Origin of the sequence: Lacticaseibacillus casei DSM 20011 = JCM 1134 = ATCC 393 (assembly GCF_000829055.1) — a bacterium.
GTDB lineage: Bacteria > Bacillota > Bacilli > Lactobacillales > Lactobacillaceae > Lacticaseibacillus > Lacticaseibacillus casei.
Genome location: NZ_AP012544.1, coordinates 548,346 through 567,428 on the forward strand (window position 1 = coordinate 548,346; position 19,083 = coordinate 567,428).

Genomic DNA, 19,083 nt, shown 5'->3' on the forward strand with positions numbered 1-19,083 from the left:
TTCCTTATAAATTATTTTGGCCGCCGTAACGTAAAAGTTTGACCAAGTTCGGCATAAGTAGGACCGGCGAGACGGGCTACCGGTGCTAAAGCGGCAGGATTAACGTGTAAGCTTGGCAAATCAAGCACCGTATCGGCAAAGTGGAACTGTCGAATTTCCAGAATAAATAGATCGGTGATGATCACCCCGGCACGATCACGAATCGGTACATATTGGTAAAGTTGCGTTTCAAAGCGAATACGCGCGGCTTGCAGCCCGGGTACCTGAATCTCGGTACTGGCCACTAATGGCAGATCAATTAAGTTCAATTCACTTTGATCAGGGGTTAATCGGGCCGCAGTTTGATTCATCGCTTTGGTGAGATCAATGCTGACCATGTGGACAACTGCCTCATGACGGGCCAAAAGATTCGCCGCCGTGTCTTTTGGCTGCTGGCCGTCCCGCAAGATCGACACAGATAGTAATGGCAGCTGATTAGAAATGCCGGTTGTGAATGAAAATGGTGCAAGATTGATAACGCCGGCCGTGCTTTGTGTCGTGATCCACGCGATGGGGCGGGGAATGATGCTGCCAGACAGCAGTTTGTATTGCTCGCGAGGTGATAGCTTATTGGCAGATAAGTTGATCATAATAGCCTCCGATGGCTGGTGAATAAGAATCATGAAAATGGTGGGAGACCTAAAAGGCACGCCATGACTGCAAGTTTAGCGCAGGCGCGGGGTGGCGTCAAAAGCAGTGCGTTTTGCCTTGTTAGATGACCATGACGTGTTGACGAAAAAAGCAGTGTTAGAGATGAATGTGATCTCAAACACTGCTCGATCGAAACGTTTAGCCAGTTAATTTGTCTTTCATTGCGATTGACTGCTGGAAGAAGAGCTGACCTGTTGAGCCGGGGAAGGTGCTTGGCTACTGGGTTCGCTGTTCGGTGTTGTCTGGCCGTTATTGCCAGCACCATTATTATTTGATGTGCCATTATTACCAATACTACCACCGGTCTGACTGGTGCTATTGCCTTGGCTGTGCTCACTTTCTACACTCGGTGCAGTAGAAGGTGTTGGCGTTACGGGAACTCTTGAAGATGGTTCGCTGTATTGCGATGGTTGATAAGTTGACGTTTCACTCGTCGCTGAGCTTGATTCAGAGCTTGAAGCGGTCTGCTTCGTCTTGAAATCATCAAGGCTAAGAAGCTTCTTCTTTGACCGTTGCAACGGCAGGCTGGTTGTTAGGTAACGATAATTGTGCGGTGTTTTGCCTTTTAAGGTGATACTGTTGTTGAGCTCCTTTTTCAAGGCCTTCGTGTAATTATGCACAGTGCCGGTTGCCCCTTCTGCGGCATATTCGACCGTTGTTGTCGGCTGATTGTGCTTGTAAGTTTTCGCACTGGCATACGTATAAACATTGGCGTGCTCCGAGCTGAGCGTTAACTTGCCTTTTTTCTGTTTGACATCGCCAGTATCGTTAATAATTTGCGGTTGGCTTCCCGCGTCAAGAATGATTAAGCGCGTATAGGTTTTTGACGAGGTTAACTTCACATAAACCGTCAGATCATGGTGATCGCCATTCGTATCCGTGACATCTCCGGAAGCGGTGTAAGTGCCACTTTTAAATGAGCGGGTGACCGTTGATGAAATGGAAATGCTGGTGGCGGAAGACGAAGCTGTCGGTCCTTGAACCTTGGCGCCGCGCAACACCAGCCAAACGAAAACGCCGATGAAAATAACGACCGCACCAATGCCGGTTAATGTGAGGTAAAGCCTCCTTCGATTCTTTCGAATACGTTCACGTCGCATGAAATGCCTCCTGAAATATGGTGAAAGCCTTTCCCCAATATTAGGGTAAGCAGGTTTGAAACACAAGCAGAATTAAAAAGGCTGCCGGCAAGCAACTTGCCTGGCGCCTTTTGACTGGTTAAAACGAAACTGCCAGCCACTTGATATCAAGTGCAGCCAAATGCCGCTCAGTCAATCGATTAATACAATTGTTACCTAATCATGTCCCCGTTAGCCAGTATTAAGGTTTCAATCGGGACATCAAACGGATCAACTGGCCAATCAGGCTGCGGAAAGGCCATGACTGGCGGAACCAGTGTTAAGGTGTGGCCGGAATATTCGGCTAAAAAGCGATCAAAGTAGCCGCCGCCAAAACCGATACGATATCTGTCTGCCAATGAGAAGCCGATTCCGGGCACAATTAAAAGATCCGGAGCCGGCTCAACCAAGTCGGCTTGGTAGGCAGGTTCGGGAATACCAAAAGCACTTTTGACGAGGTGCTCATGGCCGGGATCTGGCAGAAAGACCATCTGGCGTTTTGGCATGACGCGCGGTAAGAAAACGGCTTTAGCAGCTGCATGTGCTGCAGCAATAATTGGAGCTGTGGCGACTTCAAAAGGGTCGCTGACCGTGATGCCGATGCTTTTAGCCTGTTGCCAGACGATTGTCTTGATTAAAGTCGCCATTAGTGTTTCGCTAGCTGCCTGAGTTTCATCGGCAGCTTCCTGAAGGCGTTTAAGCTGGCGGGTGCGGAATTCGGCTTTTGTGGCCATGGGAACTCACTTATCTTTAAGAAATTCGCTTAAAACAACGGCTTGGTTATGGGTCTCGTCTTTGGCACCGTATAACATGATAATCGGATCCTGTTCATGCGCTTTTAGCGTCTTGATGAAATCCGGCAAATCAGGATTAGCAGCAAGTTCCACTAAGTAACGCTTTTTGAATTCAGGGTATTTTTCCGGATCGTGGCCAAACCACTTCCGCAGTTCTGCTGTCGGTGCAATGGTTTTGGCCCACAAATCTAAGGCAGCATTGACTTTACTGATGCCCCGCGGCCAAACTCGATCAACGAGTACTCGGAAGCCACTTGCTTGCGGTTTTTGATAGATGCGTTCGAGTGTTACTTTCAAAATCATCACCTCATAATTATCATACCAGTTTTGACAAGTCGTGAATGTTCAAATAGCGATACGGTATACTAGTCAAAAGAGGTGTCAACATGATTACGTGCTATCAAATTCAAAAGCAGCGCAATGTGCAGGTGGCGACGGATGATCAGGCTAATTGGATTCGGGTCCAGTCGCCATTGCCCCAGGAGTTGCAGACGCTGGCTACCAAGTATGGTCTGCCCAAAACATATGTGGACGCGGCACTTGACCAACATGAAAATGCCCGGGTTGAGGGACTGAATCCCGCCGATGACGTTCCAGGGTTAATCGTGTTACGCTATCCGATCGAGATGACGAATGAGATGGGGTTCCGCCAATTTAATACGGTGCCGTTAACCATGATCTTGTTGGCCGATCGCGTCATTACGGTCATGGACCATCCCTTGCAGGCGTTTGACGACTTGGCGGAGCAGAAGCTTTCACCCAAGCCGGAAGAGTTTGCGTTAGAATTGCTGTGGCGGGTTTTACACTAATTTGTGATCGATATGGACAAGTTGAATGATGAAACGAAACAGATTGAAGGCAGTTTAGGCAAAGCCGCTAAAAACACGCAGCTTTATCAACTCATGGCGATGCAGAAAAGCCTGGTGTTCTTTGATGCCGCACTTGATCATTCCGGAAACTTGTTGAAAAGCTTACGGGCAGGCGAACGCTTTTTCAACACCAATGGTTACCTTCGCCGGCTACATGATGTCGAAGTCGAGGTCGTCGAGGCGCAGACGATGGTCCGGATTACCAACAAGTTACTGGATCAGTATTCAACCACTGTTAGTGCGATCGTTTCAAATAACTTAAACCTCATCATGAAGGTTTTGACCAGCCTGACCATTATTTTAACGATTCCTACGATTGTCGGCGGCATTTACGGCATGAATGTCCGCCTGCCATTTGCCAATGCCTATTGGGCGTTCTGGTGGTTAATTGGCGGTACGGCGGTCTTGTGCGGAATCGCTGCTTGGTGGTTATGGCGGAAGGATTATTTTTAATTGAGCGAAGACTTTTCGGTAAGCAAAAACGGTCGAAGGAAGGCAACTTTCTTTTCGGCCGTTTTTACTTGTTTGAAGTCTAAACCACTTTTGGCGCGCTCAGAATCTGCGCAAAGCGGTTCATGGTGGGTGTCAAGACGCGATCCTGGCGATAGACAAACGAGATGGTGAAGGCCGGCTGCTTGGGATCGTCGATTTTTAGCGATGCGAGATAATCATCGGCGTGAATGGCGATTTTGGTTAAAAAGCCGATGCCTACGTTCTGGGTGACCAGGCGTTTTAGTAGCAAAACATCGCCAGTACGATAAATCACGTTTGGCGTGAAGGTATGCTGTTGTTGGAACCAGGCAAAGGCCCGTGTGTGGACGAAGCCTTCGTTTAAGGTGATGAACTGGCGATCAGCAAGTGTCGCGAAGGAGACATGCGATTGTTGCGCCAACGGATCATTTTCGGCGGTAATGATGACGAATGGCGCCGTATCGATTTGGATGACGTGCAACTCTGGATCGACTAACGGACCGCTGGCACCCAGTAAGGCAAAGTCGAGATTGCCGTCTTTAATTTGATCAAGAAGTGCGGCCGAGCCCGCTTCAAATGTTTCCAGTTGCGGCATCAGCCCGGCAGCAATCAAGTCGACCGCAATTTTTGGAAACAGATAACTGCCGATAATCGGTGGCAGACCGAATCGAATCTTGCTCTTTTGGTCCCACGCAATGTCCTGCTTGGCCAAATCCAGCTGATGCAGAATAATCGCGGCGTGACTGGCAAGCTGTTCACCAGCTGGCGTCACACTGATTTCGTGGTGCCGGCGAACGCGTTAATGTGGGCGTGAGCCTACGCACGTTAACGTAAAGAAAATAATAATCATGAAAGCATATAAAAATATTTTATCACTCCTGCCAAGTTTGACTATAAGATTGGGCGCGGCGTAATGTCTGGTCTTGTAATTAAAAGTTGTGTTTTGCTTCACGGCATATTAGCGCGAGCCAGCTAAAAAGAGTTGCCCCATGTTTAACACAAAAGAGGAGTGTTGAATTTGAAATATACACCAGAACAAATCTTAAATAATCCCTTTTTAAATAAAGGGACAGCCTTTACCCAGGAAGAGCGGGACCAATATGGCTTAAATGGCCTGTTGCCGCCAGCCGTTCAGACATTGGATCAGCAAGTCAAACAGGCGTATGCACAATTGCAGACAAAGCCGACCGATTTGGCCAAGCGGCAGTTCCTGATGACTTTGTTTAACGAAAACCATGTGCTGTTTTATAAGCTTTTTTCCGAGCACATTAACGAATTCATGCCGATTGTGTATGATCCGACGATTGCTGATACGATTGAAAATTACAGTGCGCTGTTTGTAAATCCCCAAAACGCCACTTATCTTTCGATCGATGATCCGGATCGCATTGAAAGCGCGTTGAAGCATAGTGCTGATGGCCGTGATATTCGGCTGTTGGTGGTGAGTGACGCGGAAGGCATTCTCGGCATTGGTGACTGGGGTACCCAAGGTGTTGACATTTCTGTGGGTAAGCTGATGGTTTATACCGCTGCAGCCGGCATTGATCCGAGTCAGGTCCTGCCCGTTGTCTTGGACGTGGGTACCAATAATGAAGCGCTACTGAATGACGAGCTTTATCTGGGTAATCGTCATAAGCGCGTTTATGGCCAGAAATATCATCAGTTTGTGGATAAGTTTGTAGCAACTGCCGAGAAGTTATTCCCGAATTTGTATCTGCACTTCGAAGACTTCGGTCGCAGCAATGCCGCTGATATTTTGAATCAATATAAAGATAAAATCACGACCTTCAATGACGATATTCAGGGCACGGGCATCATTGTGTTAGCCGGACTTTTGGGTACCATGAATATTTCCAAGCAAAAACTAACCGATCAAGTTTATTTGAGCTTTGGGGCCGGAACAGCAGGCGCTGGCATTACGGCACGCGTGTATGAAGCGTTTATTGAAGAAGGATTGAGTCCTGAAGAGGCTAAGAAGCATTTTTACCTCGTCGATAAGCAAGGCTTGCTGTTTGACGATATGACCGATTTAACCCCGGAGCAAAAGCCGTTTGCCCGTTCGCGCAGTGAATTTGCCAATGCGGATGAGCTCACGAATCTCGAAGCGGTTGTCAAAGCAGTGCATCCAACAGTGATGGTCGGTACTTCGACGGTTCCCGGCACTTTCACCGAAAGCATTGTGAAGGAAATGGCTGCACATACGGAACGGCCAATTATTTTCCCATTATCAAACCCAACCAAGCTGGCTGAGGCTAAAGCGGAAGATTTGATTAAGTGGACCGATGGACGGGGCTTGATTGCCACTGGCGTTCCAGCCGCAAATGTTTCGTATAAGGGTGTTAGCTATGCGATCGGCCAAGCTAATAACGCGTTGGTTTATCCGGGATTAGGTTTAGGTACGATTGCGTCCACGGCCAAGCTGCTCACCGATTCAATGATTTCTGCTGCAGCGCACAGCTTAGGCGGCATTGTGGATCCTGATCAGCTAGGCGCAGCGGTTTTGCCGCCGGTGTCGAAACTGGATCAATTTAGTCAGACGGTCGCGATTGCGGTTGCGGAAGACGCCATTAAAAATGGACTGAATCAAGAACCGATCAGCGATGCCAAACAGGCCGTTGCTGACATGACTTGGAAACCGGAATATCGGCCACTGCCGAATTCACTCGAACTAGACTTGGAGGAATAAAACTGTGACTGCATTAAGTACATCGATTCAAAGCGTGCTGACCATCGTTTTACTGATTGCCCTGGGTTATGTCTTGCGGCGGCAAGGGCGGTTTGATGATCAGTTTGGGAAAACTATTTCTGACTTGTTATGAAAATTGCCTTGCCGGCGTCAATCTTTATCTCTGTCTTGCAACGATTGACCCTCGATAAGCTGGTAAGCCTGTCATCAGGGTTGGTTTATGGCTTTGGTGCCGTGATTCTGGGCTATCTGATCGCCTTTTTACTGGTCTGGTTGCTTAAAGTTCGGCCAGGGCGTCGTGGAACGTTCATCAACATGTTTGTGAATGCCAATACCATTTTCATCGGGTTACCGCTGAACCTTGCCTTGTTCGGTGATAAAGCGGTGCCGTACTTCCTGATGTATTACGTGGTGAACACAGTCTCAACCTGGACAGTCGGCGCCTTTATCATGGCATGGGATGACCCGACGCAGGAGAAGGCAGAAAAAAGCGGTGCAGCCTTTAACTGGAAGAAATTGTTGCCAGCGCCACTGGTTGGTTTCTTGGTAGCCTTGGTCTTTCTTTTGCTGAAAATTCCGTTCATTCATGTTGGTTGGCTAGGATTTGCGGTTAACACATTAGATTACGTTGGTAGTCTGGTAACACCGCTATCGCTGATTTATATCGGAATTATTTTGGCTGATGCCGGCTTGAAAGCGATTCGGTTTGACCGCGATACCATCGTGGCTTTGATCGGCCGGTTCGTCATCGCTCCGGCATTGATTACCGGATTGATTCTGCTAGGCATGAAGGCTGGTTTCAATGTGCCAAGTCTCGAAGCGCAAACCCTGATCATTCAAGCGGCTGCACCTGGTCTTGCCGTCCTGCCGATTTTGGCAACGGAAGCCCACGCCGACGTGAAGTACGCCACCAACGTTGTGACGACTTCGACAGTCCTGTTTGTGATTGTTGTTCCGATTTTGATGATGCTGGTTCAAGGATTGGCATAATGTTTTTTGAGCGTGAGCCGGTTTTTGCGCCGACGAACGTGTTGTGGCAGCAAGAAAAAAAGAGCCCGAAACGGCTCTTTTTTTTGCCCGAAATTAAGCTTGATGCGCTTCTAAATAAGCTAAGGCGCTGGTGTAATCAGGCTCATGTGTTTGTTCGGTGATGAGTTCGCGATATTTAACCGTTCCTGTACCGTCAACGATCCAAACACTGCGGGCATCGGTGTGGTTGTCGGCAACGAATAGCCCCATCGCCTTGCCAAAATTAGCGTTCTGGTCGGAAAGTAGCTGCATTTTTGTCACATTTTCCGCCGCGCACCAGGATTGTTGTTCTTGTGGGGTATTGGTTGAAATCGTATAAAAGTCAACATTGTCAAACTCATCCATATCCTGGTTAAAATGTTTGGTTGAGATGCTGCAGACCCGTGTATTGATGTCGGGAACAACACTGATTAATGTCAGGCGGTGACTGAGATCACTAGTCTTAACCGGCTGTCCCTTGGCATCGGTTACCGTAAATGCCGGTAGTTTTTCGCCTAGTGCCGTTGGATTGCCATTGGTCGTGATGACTGTGCCGTGTCGGGTAATTTCCATAAAAAAACACTCCTTTACCTGTATACGCGAAACAGGTGAGATTTAAGACAACACAGTCAGTGTATCATGCTTAAGGGATAAGTGACATGGACACAACTTAATTGGCAAAAATTTATCAGCATATACATTGACGCTAATATAAATATTTATGTAAGCTTAAATTAACGGAGATATTTCAACCGTAATAATGCATCTTAACGTTCACGCGTTCAAGGAGGGTTGCCAGATGCAGCAAACATTAGTCGTTTACACATCCGAAACCGGTTTTACCCAGCGGTTTGCGTTGAGTATTGCGCAAACCTTACATTGCGAAGTGATTGATGTTCAGTTTTTGACAGCCTCGGACTTAAAAAACCGCACCTTGATTATTTACGACGGTCACCTTGTGGGAAATAAGGTGCTCGGCTTGAAATCCTTTTTCCGTCAATTCAAGGATATGCTGCCTGATATGGTTATTGTGTTTGGCAGCGGCGTGGTTCGGCGTGACAATGTGAATTGCCAGCAAATTAAGCAATATCAGTTTATGCATGATTGTCCCGTAACCAGTTTTTATTATGTGCAAGGCTATCCCAAGCTCAGCCAAATGAATTTTCTCCGGCGGCTGCGAGCAATCCGAGCGTTAAAGCACTGGGGAACCGAGTCATATCCTGCCGTTCAAGAGGCGATTCAGCCACTAGTTGCCGATGTGACCAGCCTACTGAACGGTCCGTTTACGCATGGTGCCGTTCAGATTTGATTGGCAAAGTGCGCGAAGACCAATAAGTGCGTTAAAAAACCGCATCTCCGAAAAAAGATGCGGTTTTTGCATAGTTCTATGACTAATCCTGATCAATTTCCTTACTCAAAGCCACGACTTCATCCACCGTATCACCTAAGAAACTGATAGCGTGTTTCAGGGCAGCATCCGTGGTGACATCGACGCCGGCAACACGAGCTGCGGCAGCTGGATCGAGTGAATCACCCAGACTTAGATATCGGAGCCAGCGGTCAACAGCAGGCTGACCTTGCTGCTCAATAGCTTGAAAAGCCTGAGTGGCCACGGTCAAACCGGCAGAGTAGGAATATGAGTACAGCCCCATGTAGTAGTGGCTTTGCCGCATCCAAGTTAGCTCAGCGCCTTCTTCAAGCTCAACAGCCGGGCCCCAAAAATCGGTCAATACTTTACGTGTAATCGCATCAAGGCGCGCAGCATCAAAACTCTCACCCTTATCGATCAGCGTATAAACCTCACGTTGAAAAGCCGCTTCAAGCAAGTGGGTGACAAAGTTGTGGAAATAGGTGTTATTCAACAAGCGTGACAAAGCAAATCGCTTCATCCGCGGGTCTTTGGCAGTTTCTTCCAAATAGTGGGTCAATAATAATTCATTGAAAGTCGAAGGACTCTCGACTAAGTAATCATTGAAATCCGCATCAAGAACATTGTGCGCTTGCTGCGAGCGGACCATTTGCGCCGTGTGTCCCAGCTCGTGAATCAGTGTGTACACTGCTGGCAGCGTGTTACTCCAGGTCATTTCAACATATGGATGGACACCGTAAGGCCCGGCCGTGTACGCGCCTGAGTCTTTACCCTGATTGGCGGGAAAATCAATCCAGTGATCCGAAAATGCCTGCATCATCTGATCTTGATAATCTTTGCCCATCAACGCCGTCGCGTTTTTGATCATTTCCTGAGCCTGTGCCAAGGTGATGGTCGGTGCATAGCTCGGGTCAATGTCGATTTGTAAGTCGGTATAACCGATGTGATCCAGTCCCCAAAGCGTTTTGACGTGGGTCACATATTTGCGCATGACAGGTGCTAGGTCGTGCATAATCACATCGATTTGGCGGTTAAACATTTCCCGATTGATTTCCTGGTCAGCGAGCAGGTAATCGATGACGGAATCGTAACCGCGCATGGTTGCCGTAATTTTTTCGCGGGTGACTTGTGCTAAGTAGCCGGCAGCCATGGTGTTTTCATAGCGGCGCAACGTCTTGTTGAACTGAGCATAGGCGGCGCGGCGGATTTCGGTGTCGGGATGCTTTTGGTAATTCTCTTCGTACATCACGAATGAAAGCGGATAGGTTTTACCGTGAGCCGTAAACGTGCCGAAGTCCATGTCGCCGAAAATCGTTTGGTCGCGAATGTTGCTGGGTGCCTGAAAAACCGGGGACAATTCCGCTAACACCTTTTCGGCAGCAGGCGGCAAGGCGCCTTTCTTGGCCACTTTGATTTGGCGAATGAAGCCGGCATAATCGGGTGCTTTTTCGACCACGGCGTCAAGCACGGTTTCGGATAATTGGGTGAGTTCGGCTTGAAAGAAGCTCAATTGACCGCCAATTTCGCCGCCCAGTGCGGTAACTTGTGCCTGGCGTTCGCGCAATTTGGGGTCGGTGGTATCAGTCGAATACGGCATGAATCCCCAGTGGGCAATTTTGCTATCGAGGGCCACAATCGTGCCGTAGTCGGCCAACGCATCGACAATCACGGCCGGTTCCGTCAATTTTCCCTGATACATGCGGACAAAATCCTTGGTTAAGGCGCGGACCTGTTTGACCGCTTCATCGTAAGCAAAGTCGTCATGAAAAATCGGGGTTAGATCCCAAGTCAGCTTCGGATCAACCGCCTGGCGTTTAGGTAACTCGGTTTCGCTCATAAAAAAACCTCCTTCACATGGTGGCTAAAGTATAGCATTGATCGCGCTTAAGATGCGTGTCGGCCTCCTGTTGAACCGATTATTTCTTTCGGCTAACTGCTCATGGTAGAATTATATAAAAAGGATGTGTTATGAATGGGTATCGACAACAATCAGCTAGTGGCGCGCTACTTTGATCGAAAAGCCGACCATGCGGATTTTTTCAAAGCTTTAGAGACCTATCTTGACGATAAACTGGGACAATTATACGCGACTTTGGAAACGACCTTTGCCGACACAGTGGTATTGTCCGTTGACGACGCTATTGCCCAAGCGCATCAGGCCGGGGCAACGATTGATGATCCTGCTGCTGAAGAAATTGCTGCCGCGAATTACTTGTTCAAGGAATTGGCTTCGCGCGGCCTGTGGATCCAGTCGCCGGATCAGACGGAGCCGAATACGATTATTGCGAAGCTGAATTTTGGTAATCGGCGTACGTATTATTAAGCTTGCCTGCCGTCAACGTGTTGGCATAAAAAAACCGCGGTGCGATCGTTACAAAGATCGTACTGCGGCTTTTTTCGGTTATTAGTTATGTACCCGCCTGGTGGTTATGACTTAGGCGCGTATTGCTTGTTCGCAAACCAAATCGGAATTTCCCGCCGTGCGCTTTCCTCACTATCAGAGCTGTGAATCACGTTGCGGATGGTTTGGTCGGCCCATTCCCGGCCAAAATCGCCGCGAATCGTGCCTGGCGCAGCGTCTGCCGGATTGGTCGCACCAGTCATTTTCCGCACGGCTTCAATCACATTAAAGCCGCTGACAATCATCGCCACAAGCGGGCCGCTGGTCATAAAACGTTCAACTTTTGGGAAAAAAGGTTTGTCGACAAGTGCGGCGTAATGCTGGTGCAGTTGAGCAGTTGTTGTTTGAGTGACTTTTAAGGCTTCAATGGTGAAGCCACGCCGCTCAATACGGGTAATGACCTCACCAATGTGCCCGTTCGCGACGCCATCGGGTTTGACCAAAACTAAAGTTTGTTCCTCTGCCATGCGTGTGCCTCGATTCCTAAATATTTTCAGAAAATTCATCCAAATTCAGTATACACGAGTCAAACCAAATGGCGGATGGAATTTTTGTCTAGCGCCAATTGATTTTTGATAACACTCGCCGACCAAGGAATTCCTGGATGAGCAGATAAAACGGTACAGTCGAGACCATGAGAGGTACATAAATCAATGCTAGCTGCCACTGCCACAGGCTGGCGTGCGAAAAGACATGGTTGAAAATAAAGAATACCAGGAATAACGCTGCGCTTAGACCAGCCAGCAAGCCGACCTTGAGCCGATTGAAGGGACGGGCAACGACCAGTAACACATTAAGGGAAATTGTGCCGATCAACATCGCGACCATTGTTGAGGTGGCATCGAAGCTGAGGTTCAGGAACGACTCCATCCAAGTTAGCAATAAGGTATATACGACCACGCTGATAGCGGCTGGCGCGGCAACCGTCATGACTTTTTGCATGAATTGCCCAGTGACGCGCTCAAAGTTAGGCTCTAGCGTCAGGAAGAAGGATGGGATGGCAACGCCGATGGCCGAGACCGGCGTAAGGTTAATCGGCACGATCGGGTAGTCGAGTGGCAGGAAAACGAAAATGGTGGCTAAGATGACTGAGTACATGGTTTTGACCAGATACATCGATGCCACCCGTTCGATGTTGTTGATAACGCGGCGGCCTTCGTTGAGCACACCAGTCATGGCATCGAAGTTAGAATCAAGTAAAACGAAATCCGCAATCGAGCTGGCGGCATCGGCACCGGAAGCCATGGCAATGCTGCAGTCACTTTGGCGCAAAGCAAGGACGTCATTGACCCCATCACCGGTCATCGCAACGGTATGGCCTAATGCTTGGTAAGCCATAATGAGTTGCTTCTTTTGATCCGGGGTGACGCGGCCAAAAACGTTGTATTGCTTGACCAAAGCCTGAAAGTCGGCTTCAGTGGCATCCGCAGCGATTGTACTCATGTCGACACTGCGATCGGCGCCTTCAGTGTGTGCCTGTTTGGCAATATTGGCGACCGTGATCGGGTCATCACCGGAGATCACTTTTAATGCCACGCCTTGACTCTTGAAGAAATCAAAGGTGTTAATGGCAGTCGGGCGTAATTCGTCGGTGATCAAAATGAGCCCGAGCAACTCTGGGTTCACAAGCGGCTGAGCAAGTGTTTTGACGGTCCCCACCGCTAGAACACGGTAGCCGTTTGCAGCGGCTTGTTTGATTTGGGTCGCGATATCGGTAGGCAGCTGTTCGCCAAAAGTAAACTGCGGGGCGCCCATAAATAAAGCACGTCCGTCAACCACGGCACCGGACCATTTGCGCGCAGATGAAAACGGCATAGTTTGCGTGACCTGCTGGTTGGCGTCAGCGTCGATTGCGGCTTTGATGGCTAAGGCGGTTTCGTTATCATCATTGAGCGCATACACGATGGCTGCCGCAGCACTAGTGACATCTTCAGCGGTGTGGCCAGTTGCTGGCAATGTGTTAGCGACTTTAAGTTTTCCACTGGTGATGGTACCGGTTTTATCGAGGCAAATCGTATCGACACGCGCCAAGGCTTCGATGGCGGGTAAGGCCCGAACCAGCACGCGTTTGACAGCCAGGTTGCGGGCAGAAACAGCCAGCGCCACATTGGTCAGCAACACCAAACCTTCCGGAATCATCCCGATCATGGCCGCACTGGTGGTTAAAATAGCCCGATTATAATTGCCGCGACGAATCATGGAAACGGAAAAAAGAATGATACCGATCGGAATGAGCACATAGGTTAAAACCCGAATGATGCGGTTAATCGTTGCCAGCAATTGACTTTGACTGGCTTTTTCGGCTTTGGCTTCCAAGGAAAGTTTAGCGGCAAAGGTATCTTTGCCGACAGCAGTCACTTGCATGGTAGCTTGCCCGGAAACCACAAAAGAGCCGGAAAGCAACGGATCGCCCACTTTTTTAGTGATTGGCCGCGATTCACCGGTTAACGGACTTTCATCGCTTTCAAGCCCGTTGGTGGCAACAACGGTACCGTCAACCGGAATCTGATCGCCGCGTTTGAGAAGCACCATATCATCCATGACCAGCTGCTCGAGATCGATTTTTTGTTGCTGGCCGTCACGAATGACGGTGGCATGAGCAGCGGCGAGGATGGACATTTTATCGATTTGCCGCTTAGCCTGAATTTCCTGAATGGTACCAATGGCAGTGTTAATGATGGCCACGCCAAGGAACAACAGGTTTTTGTAGCTGCCGGTGGTGATGATGAGCGCACCCAGAACAACATTGACCAAATTAAATAAAGTAAACGTGTTGACTTGGATAATCTGGCCAATGGAACGGGTCAGCGGCTTAAGCGGAAGGTTGTGCTGACCGTTGTCAAACCGCTGCTGAACCTGTTGTGCCGATAAACCTTGATCAGGTGAAATGTTTTGCGCTGCCATCGCATGCCCTCCAATTCTTTTAATTTATTTTACCAATCTATGCAACCAGATGCCGAATATCACACTTGTTTTTACGAATATTTGAAGTTCTGCTGGCCACATGCTATTGTCTGAGCCCGCAGCAACCGTCATAATAAGGGCTAAATGACAGGAAAGAAGCGATCGCATGGTAAAACTAAACCCGAACGGAACCCGCTTTGTAACGTTGCCAAACGGTTATCATCTATGGACCCAAACGCAAGGCCAAGGCCAGATTCGGCTGATGACCTTGCATGGCGGACCCGGCGGCACCAACGAAGTGTTTGAAAACTTTGCGCAAGAACTGGCGCCGTATGGTGTCCGCGTCACCCGTTACGACCAATTGGGTTCATTCTTTTCCGATCAACCCGTCTTTTCGGATCCGGCCAATCAAAAACGGTTCCTCAACATCGATTATTACGTCGATGAGGTGGAAAATGTCCGGCAGCAGCTGGGGATTGATCACTTTTACCTGCTTGGTCAATCTTGGGGCGGCGTGTTGGCGATCGAGTATGCGTTGAAATATGGCGAACACCTTAAGGGACTGGTCCTAAGCTCGATGATTGATAATCTGGATGAATACCTAGTGAACATCAACAAAATTCGCGAAAAGATGTTTTCACCTGAAGACGTTGCGTATATGCAGCAAATCGAGGCCCGCCATGCGTTTGACGATGCTAAATACCAAGCATTAGTGAGCGAACTAGGTGAGCACTATCTACACCATGCCGCCGATCCCCAGCCACGGCACTTAATTTCAACACTGGCAACGCCGGTCTATCACTATTTTCAAGGTGACAACGAATTCGTGATGGTCGGCGCGCTTAAAAATTGGGATCGCCGGGCCGATATGCACCGAATCACGGTGCCGACTTATTTGACATTTGGCGGCCATGAGACCATGCCATTGACCGCGGCGGAACGGATGGCCCAAACGATCCCACATGCCACGTTGCATGTTACCCCAAACGCCGGGCACGGGCAGATGTTGGACAATCCGACCGATTATTTCAGCCATTTAGGCCAGTGGCTCACGCAAACCGACGCAAAAGCACCTTTAAGTGACAATTAACGTTATAATAAAAGTGGTAATTTAAAGTTGCTTAGGTAATGGAGGTGCTTTCATGGCTAGCATTGATGAATTAAAAGATGATCTATTTGAACCGGTTCATGCGTTTGATAAGGCGATTGAGGAACAACCGGAATTAATGATCCCGATGGCCGTCGTGCATTTGATTCCAATTGCGTTGGCATTAGGCGGCGGCATCATGATCATTCGCGGTCACCAGAAACTGCGCATCGAAAAAGAGCGAACCAAACAGTTGAGTCTTAAGTTACAAATGCACAAGCATCATCACGGTCGCCACAACTGGCGGTTGGCGCCAGAACATCGCGGCGCCCATGACGTCTTTGCACCGGAGTATGAAGAGGTGCCTTTGAAAAAGAAGCATCATATGCATCACCGACATTAAGATTGTTAGCATCGAAAATGACCCTCGCAGTTTATTTTGCGGGGGCGTTTTTGTCACTAAATTTGAGCAAGGGTCTTAACTTTTGACGGGCAGATTGAAACTTACGGTCAGATGCGGGAAAATAGGGCAATACAATTATTTTTTGGAGATGAAGCTGATGTCAACCATTTTCATGCGCGCGGCGACGACCAATGATATTCCTGATATGATGCGGGTGATTGTGTCTGCTCGCAGGTTTCTAGGCGATCAGGGCATTCCTCAATGGCAAGGCACTTATCCGGATCAGGCAGCCATTGAGCAGGACGTTGCCACCGGGATCGGCCGGGTGCTCGTGGTTGACGGGAAGGTGGCCGGACTGGCGGCGCTGGTTGTGGGGCCGGACCCGCACTATCTACGGATCGACGGGGAAGGCTGGCTGGCCGATGTGCCATACCTGGCCGTCCATCGATTTGCGCTTGACGGCAGCATTCGCGGCAAGCAACTGAGTCGGGTTTTCTTCAGCAACATCATGAGTGAAGCCTATCGCCGCGGTTTTACCGACTTACGGGTCGATACGCACGCACAAAACGTGATTATGCAACATGCGATTACCGGGATGGGCTTTGATTTTCGCGGGATTGTGTACATGGATGAGCCGGTGCCGGAACGGAATGCTTACGAGGTGCGGCTGACAACGGGTTGACGATTTTCAAAATGGAGGAGAAATATGCAGGATATTGGCAACTTAGCACTCATCTTGGTAACAACATTGATACTGGCGCATATCAGTCGCTTGCTGAAAATGCCAGCCGTGATCGGTGAGTTGTTAGCGGGAATTTTGATAGGACCGGCATTATTGGGTTGGCTGACGCCTAGCCATACGATTTCATTATTTGCCGAAATTGGCGTTATTATTTTGATGTTTTTGGCCGGGCTCGAAAGCGATTTGGATTTGCTGAAAAAATATTTCAAACCCGGCATGCTGGTAGCGGTGATTGGGGTGATCGTGCCTGTGGTCGTCGTGTTCGGCTTTGCTCACGTTTGGGGATTCAATTTGACCAGCAGCCTTTTTCTCGGCATCACTTTTGCAGCAACATCCGTCTCGATTTCCGTTGAGGTTTTAAAAGAACTGCATGCACTGGACGGCCGCAACGGGGCGACCATCTTGGGTGCGGCGGTGGTCGACGATATTCTGACCGTTTTGATTTTGAGTTTCACGGTTGCGGTGTTAGGGGAACAAAAGACAGCCAGCGTGCCGTTCTGGCTGCAAATTGTCGAACAGTTGCTGTACTTCATCGGGATTTATCTGGTGGTTCGCTGGGCGGCGCCGTACTTGATGGGGCTGGCGGAAAAACTGTTCCCGGCTTCGGCTATTACCATTATGTCGCTGCTGATTTGCTTGGGGATGGCCTATGTGGCGGATCTTGTCGGGATGTCCGCGGTTATCGGCGCCTTTTTTGCCGGAGTCGCGGTTGGGCAGACCCATTATCGGCAGGAAGTTGACAGTAATCTGAGTGCGATTGGCTATGCGGTGTTCATTCCGGTTTTCTTTGTCAGCGTCGGCTTGAACATGCGCTTTGATACGTTTGGCAGGGATATCGGGTTTATCGTCATTTTGACCTTGCTGGCTTTGGTCACCAAGTGGGTCGGGTGCGGCCTTGGCGATCGCTTGGCTGGGGCCACTTGGTTGCAAAGTAACGTGGTCGGCGCCGGCATGGTGTCCCGCGGTGAGATGGCCTTGATCGTGGCTCAAATCGGTTTTGAGGCTAAGTTGATGGATGCCGAGTATTATTCGGCGGTCATTGTGGTCATTGTCCTCACAACGTTAATTGCGCCGGTGATTCTAAAGGACGCCCTCCATCGGGAACAGGAACTTGTATAATGTAAGTGGTAAGCTCACCAAGACATAAGCGATCATGACGGTTTGAGGCGCTTATGGGCGGTTGAAAATAAGGAGGATTTCAATGGCAACTTTATTTTTTGATTTTGATGGGACCGTGGCAGATTCGGAAGCCGGCATTGTCGCGGGATTAAAATATATGGTTCAGGATCGCGGCTTGCGGCCTTTGGATAATTCGGCGTATGTGCAATTTATTGGTCCGGCACTGGTGGACATGTTACCGAAAGTCTGGCCGGAATTGGATGATGTCGAAGTTAAACGAGCAATTGACGCTTTCCATCATTACTATGAGGAAGAAGGACTGTATCAGGCAAAGCTCTATCCTAAGTTTCTGGATACCATGGCTAACCTGAAGCAACAAGGCGATCAGCTTTATATTGCTTCGGCAAAACCAGAGACCATGTTGCATCGTTTGGTTAAGCATTTTTCACTGGATCAATATTTTGCCGGTGCTTACGGTGCCAGCGATGATGAGCAGACGCGAGTGACAAAGACCGATGTTTTGGCCTATGCGCTGAAGGCGACCCAAACGGATCCGGCTGTCAGTGTCATGATTGGTGATCGGGCAAACGACATGACCGGTGGCTTGGATAATCATGTTCAGCTGCTGGGCGTTACCTATGGCTTTGGTTCAGCCAAGGAGTTGCAAGATGCCGGCGCCAAAGTCTTGGCCGACAAGCCGGAAGCAATTCCGGAAGGCTTGAAAAAGGTTGCCAAACTTAGCGCCAAATCCTGAACGTGTGGTACATCCGCAGGTAACAAAACGACGCCAGAGTTCGGTGTTCCGAACTTTGACGTCGTTTTTATATCCAGACGGTGGCAGCCTACTGCTCTTTTTTTGCCGCTTGCCGGGGCTGGATGACTTTTGTGCCGATTTCATTTAAAAGTTTCACAAATTGCTTGGCTTTGCGTACGCCTAAAGCGTTCACCCATTCGTTGAAGCGCTCGCTGGCTTCTTTGGTAATCGCGGCTTCTACCTGCTTACCAAGCGGTGTTAGCTGCAATGTATTACGCCGCCGATCAGCTTCGAACTTGGATTGCGTCACGTAATTCAAATTACGCAACACGCGTATTTGCCGCGCAACAGCCGGCTTGGTTACGCCGCGTTTGGCAACAATGGCAGTCAAGCTGATGGTGGGATCATTGGCAATGTCGGATAAAATCCGGTATTGCTCGAAACTCAAATGGTATTGGGCCATGGGCTCTGAGATCAGTTCGTTGATATTTTTGAATGTTGAAAAATAAGCATCCACATATGCCTCTAGTAAGGGTTTATCAGTCATTTTTCTTCCTCCAGACATTATCTTAACAAAACACAGGCTACATGTAACTTGAAATTCTGAAAAGTTGCGGTACACTTTTTTAGTTATGTAAAGGACTTGAACTACTTATGGAGGTTGTAGA

17 protein-coding genes and 3 pseudogenes are annotated in these 19,083 nt (G+C 48.9%); 10 read left to right on the top strand and 10 right to left on the bottom strand.

What is annotated here, in order from left to right:
• Positions 1–11: 11 nt before the first annotated feature.
• From LBCZ_RS02655 to LBCZ_RS02670, 4 genes are all read right to left on the bottom strand, one after another.
• Positions 12–629 (bottom strand): flavin reductase family protein, encoded by a 618-nt coding sequence (locus tag LBCZ_RS02655; RefSeq protein WP_025012289.1) that lies wholly within the window; start codon positions 627–629, stop codon positions 12–14.
• Between the two features lie 219 nt (positions 630–848).
• Positions 849–1,790 carry a hypothetical protein gene (locus LBCZ_RS02660; protein ID WP_025012290.1) on the bottom strand — a complete coding sequence of 314 codons (942 nt, stop codon included), beginning with the start codon at positions 1,788–1,790 and terminating at the stop codon, positions 849–851.
• A gap of 191 nt (positions 1,791–1,981) precedes the next feature.
• On the bottom strand, positions 1,982–2,542 hold the full coding sequence (locus LBCZ_RS02665; protein WP_032958305.1) for a 5-formyltetrahydrofolate cyclo-ligase: 561 nt from the start codon (positions 2,540–2,542) through the stop codon (positions 1,982–1,984).
• Positions 2,543–2,548: 6 nt separating this feature from the next.
• On the bottom strand, positions 2,549–2,905 hold the full coding sequence (locus LBCZ_RS02670) for a DUF488 domain-containing protein (RefSeq protein WP_025012291.1): 357 nt from the start codon (positions 2,903–2,905) through the stop codon (positions 2,549–2,551).
• An 83-nt stretch (positions 2,906–2,988) separates the two neighbouring features.
• Between LBCZ_RS02670 and LBCZ_RS02675 the strand changes: the two are divergent.
• Positions 2,989–3,924, top strand: a pseudogene (locus tag LBCZ_RS02675) (magnesium transporter CorA family protein).
• A 79-nt stretch (positions 3,925–4,003) separates the two neighbouring features.
• On the opposite strand, the pseudogene LBCZ_RS02680 reads toward LBCZ_RS02675, so the two are convergent.
• Positions 4,004–4,741: pseudogene (locus LBCZ_RS02680) on the bottom strand (LysR substrate-binding domain-containing protein); the annotation flags it as partial.
• A 219-nt stretch (positions 4,742–4,960) separates the two neighbouring features.
• Between LBCZ_RS02680 and LBCZ_RS02685 the strand changes: the two are divergent.
• Both LBCZ_RS02685 and LBCZ_RS02690 read left to right on the top strand, forming a co-directional pair.
• A complete protein-coding gene (locus LBCZ_RS02685) occupies positions 4,961–6,628 on the top strand; it encodes a malolactic enzyme (protein ID WP_025012293.1) in 1,668 nt (555 codons plus the stop codon).
• A gap of 4 nt (positions 6,629–6,632) precedes the next feature.
• Positions 6,633–7,618, top strand: a pseudogene (locus LBCZ_RS02690) (AEC family transporter).
• A 93-nt stretch (positions 7,619–7,711) separates the two neighbouring features.
• On the opposite strand, the gene LBCZ_RS02695 reads toward LBCZ_RS02690, so the two are convergent.
• Positions 7,712–8,209: a thiol peroxidase gene (locus LBCZ_RS02695; protein WP_025012294.1), complete on the bottom strand. Its 498-nt coding sequence runs from the start codon at positions 8,207–8,209 to the stop codon at positions 7,712–7,714.
• Positions 8,210–8,435: 226 nt separating this feature from the next.
• Between LBCZ_RS02695 and LBCZ_RS02700 the strand changes: the two genes are divergently transcribed.
• The gene (locus tag LBCZ_RS02700) at positions 8,436–8,945 is read left to right on the top strand and encodes an NADPH-dependent FMN reductase family protein (protein WP_025012295.1); all 510 of its coding nucleotides are present in this window, start codon (positions 8,436–8,438) and stop codon (positions 8,943–8,945) included.
• 82 nt (positions 8,946–9,027) lie between these two features.
• On the opposite strand, the gene pepF is transcribed toward LBCZ_RS02700, so the two are convergent.
• Positions 9,028–10,842, bottom strand: coding sequence for an oligoendopeptidase F (gene pepF / locus LBCZ_RS02705; RefSeq protein ID WP_025012296.1), 1,815 nt, complete (start codon positions 10,840–10,842; stop codon positions 9,028–9,030).
• A gap of 135 nt (positions 10,843–10,977) precedes the next feature.
• Between pepF and LBCZ_RS02710 the strand changes: the two genes are divergently transcribed.
• Positions 10,978–11,328, top strand: coding sequence for a hypothetical protein (locus LBCZ_RS02710; RefSeq protein WP_010493644.1), 351 nt, complete (start codon positions 10,978–10,980; stop codon positions 11,326–11,328).
• 104 nt (positions 11,329–11,432) lie between these two features.
• Here LBCZ_RS02710 and ndk read toward each other — a convergent pair whose 3' ends face one another.
• The gene (gene ndk / locus LBCZ_RS02715; protein ID WP_025012297.1) at positions 11,433–11,873 is read right to left on the bottom strand and encodes a nucleoside-diphosphate kinase; all 441 of its coding nucleotides are present in this window, start codon (positions 11,871–11,873) and stop codon (positions 11,433–11,435) included.
• Positions 11,874–11,961: 88 nt separating this feature from the next.
• Positions 11,962–14,310 carry a cation-translocating P-type ATPase gene (locus LBCZ_RS02720; RefSeq protein ID WP_025012298.1) on the bottom strand — a complete coding sequence of 783 codons (2,349 nt, stop codon included), beginning with the start codon at positions 14,308–14,310 and terminating at the stop codon, positions 11,962–11,964.
• Positions 14,311–14,476: 166 nt separating this feature from the next.
• Between LBCZ_RS02720 and LBCZ_RS02725 the strand changes: the two genes are divergently transcribed.
• The 5 genes from LBCZ_RS02725 to LBCZ_RS02745 all read left to right on the top strand — a co-directional run bounded on the left by LBCZ_RS02725 (position 14,477) and on the right by LBCZ_RS02745 (position 18,415).
• Positions 14,477–15,400 carry a proline iminopeptidase-family hydrolase gene (locus LBCZ_RS02725; protein ID WP_025012299.1) on the top strand — a complete coding sequence of 308 codons (924 nt, stop codon included), beginning with the start codon at positions 14,477–14,479 and terminating at the stop codon, positions 15,398–15,400.
• Positions 15,401–15,452: 52 nt separating this feature from the next.
• Complete coding sequence (locus LBCZ_RS02730) at positions 15,453–15,800, top strand: hypothetical protein (protein ID WP_025012300.1); 348 nt, start codon at positions 15,453–15,455, stop codon at positions 15,798–15,800.
• Between the two features lie 157 nt (positions 15,801–15,957).
• Positions 15,958–16,482, top strand: a complete 525-nt coding sequence (locus tag LBCZ_RS02735) for a GNAT family N-acetyltransferase (protein ID WP_025012301.1) — start codon at positions 15,958–15,960, stop codon at positions 16,480–16,482.
• 24 nt (positions 16,483–16,506) lie between these two features.
• A complete protein-coding gene (locus LBCZ_RS02740) occupies positions 16,507–17,661 on the top strand; it encodes a cation:proton antiporter (RefSeq protein ID WP_039639540.1) in 1,155 nt (384 codons plus the stop codon).
• Positions 17,662–17,743: 82 nt separating this feature from the next.
• Complete coding sequence (locus LBCZ_RS02745) at positions 17,744–18,415, top strand: HAD hydrolase-like protein (protein WP_025012302.1); 672 nt, start codon at positions 17,744–17,746, stop codon at positions 18,413–18,415.
• Positions 18,416–18,503: 88 nt separating this feature from the next.
• Here the strand turns inward: LBCZ_RS02745 and LBCZ_RS02750 are convergent, their stop codons facing one another.
• Positions 18,504–18,962 carry a MarR family winged helix-turn-helix transcriptional regulator gene (locus tag LBCZ_RS02750; RefSeq protein ID WP_010493661.1) on the bottom strand — a complete coding sequence of 153 codons (459 nt, stop codon included), beginning with the start codon at positions 18,960–18,962 and terminating at the stop codon, positions 18,504–18,506.
• Between the last annotated feature and the right edge of the window lie 121 nt (positions 18,963–19,083).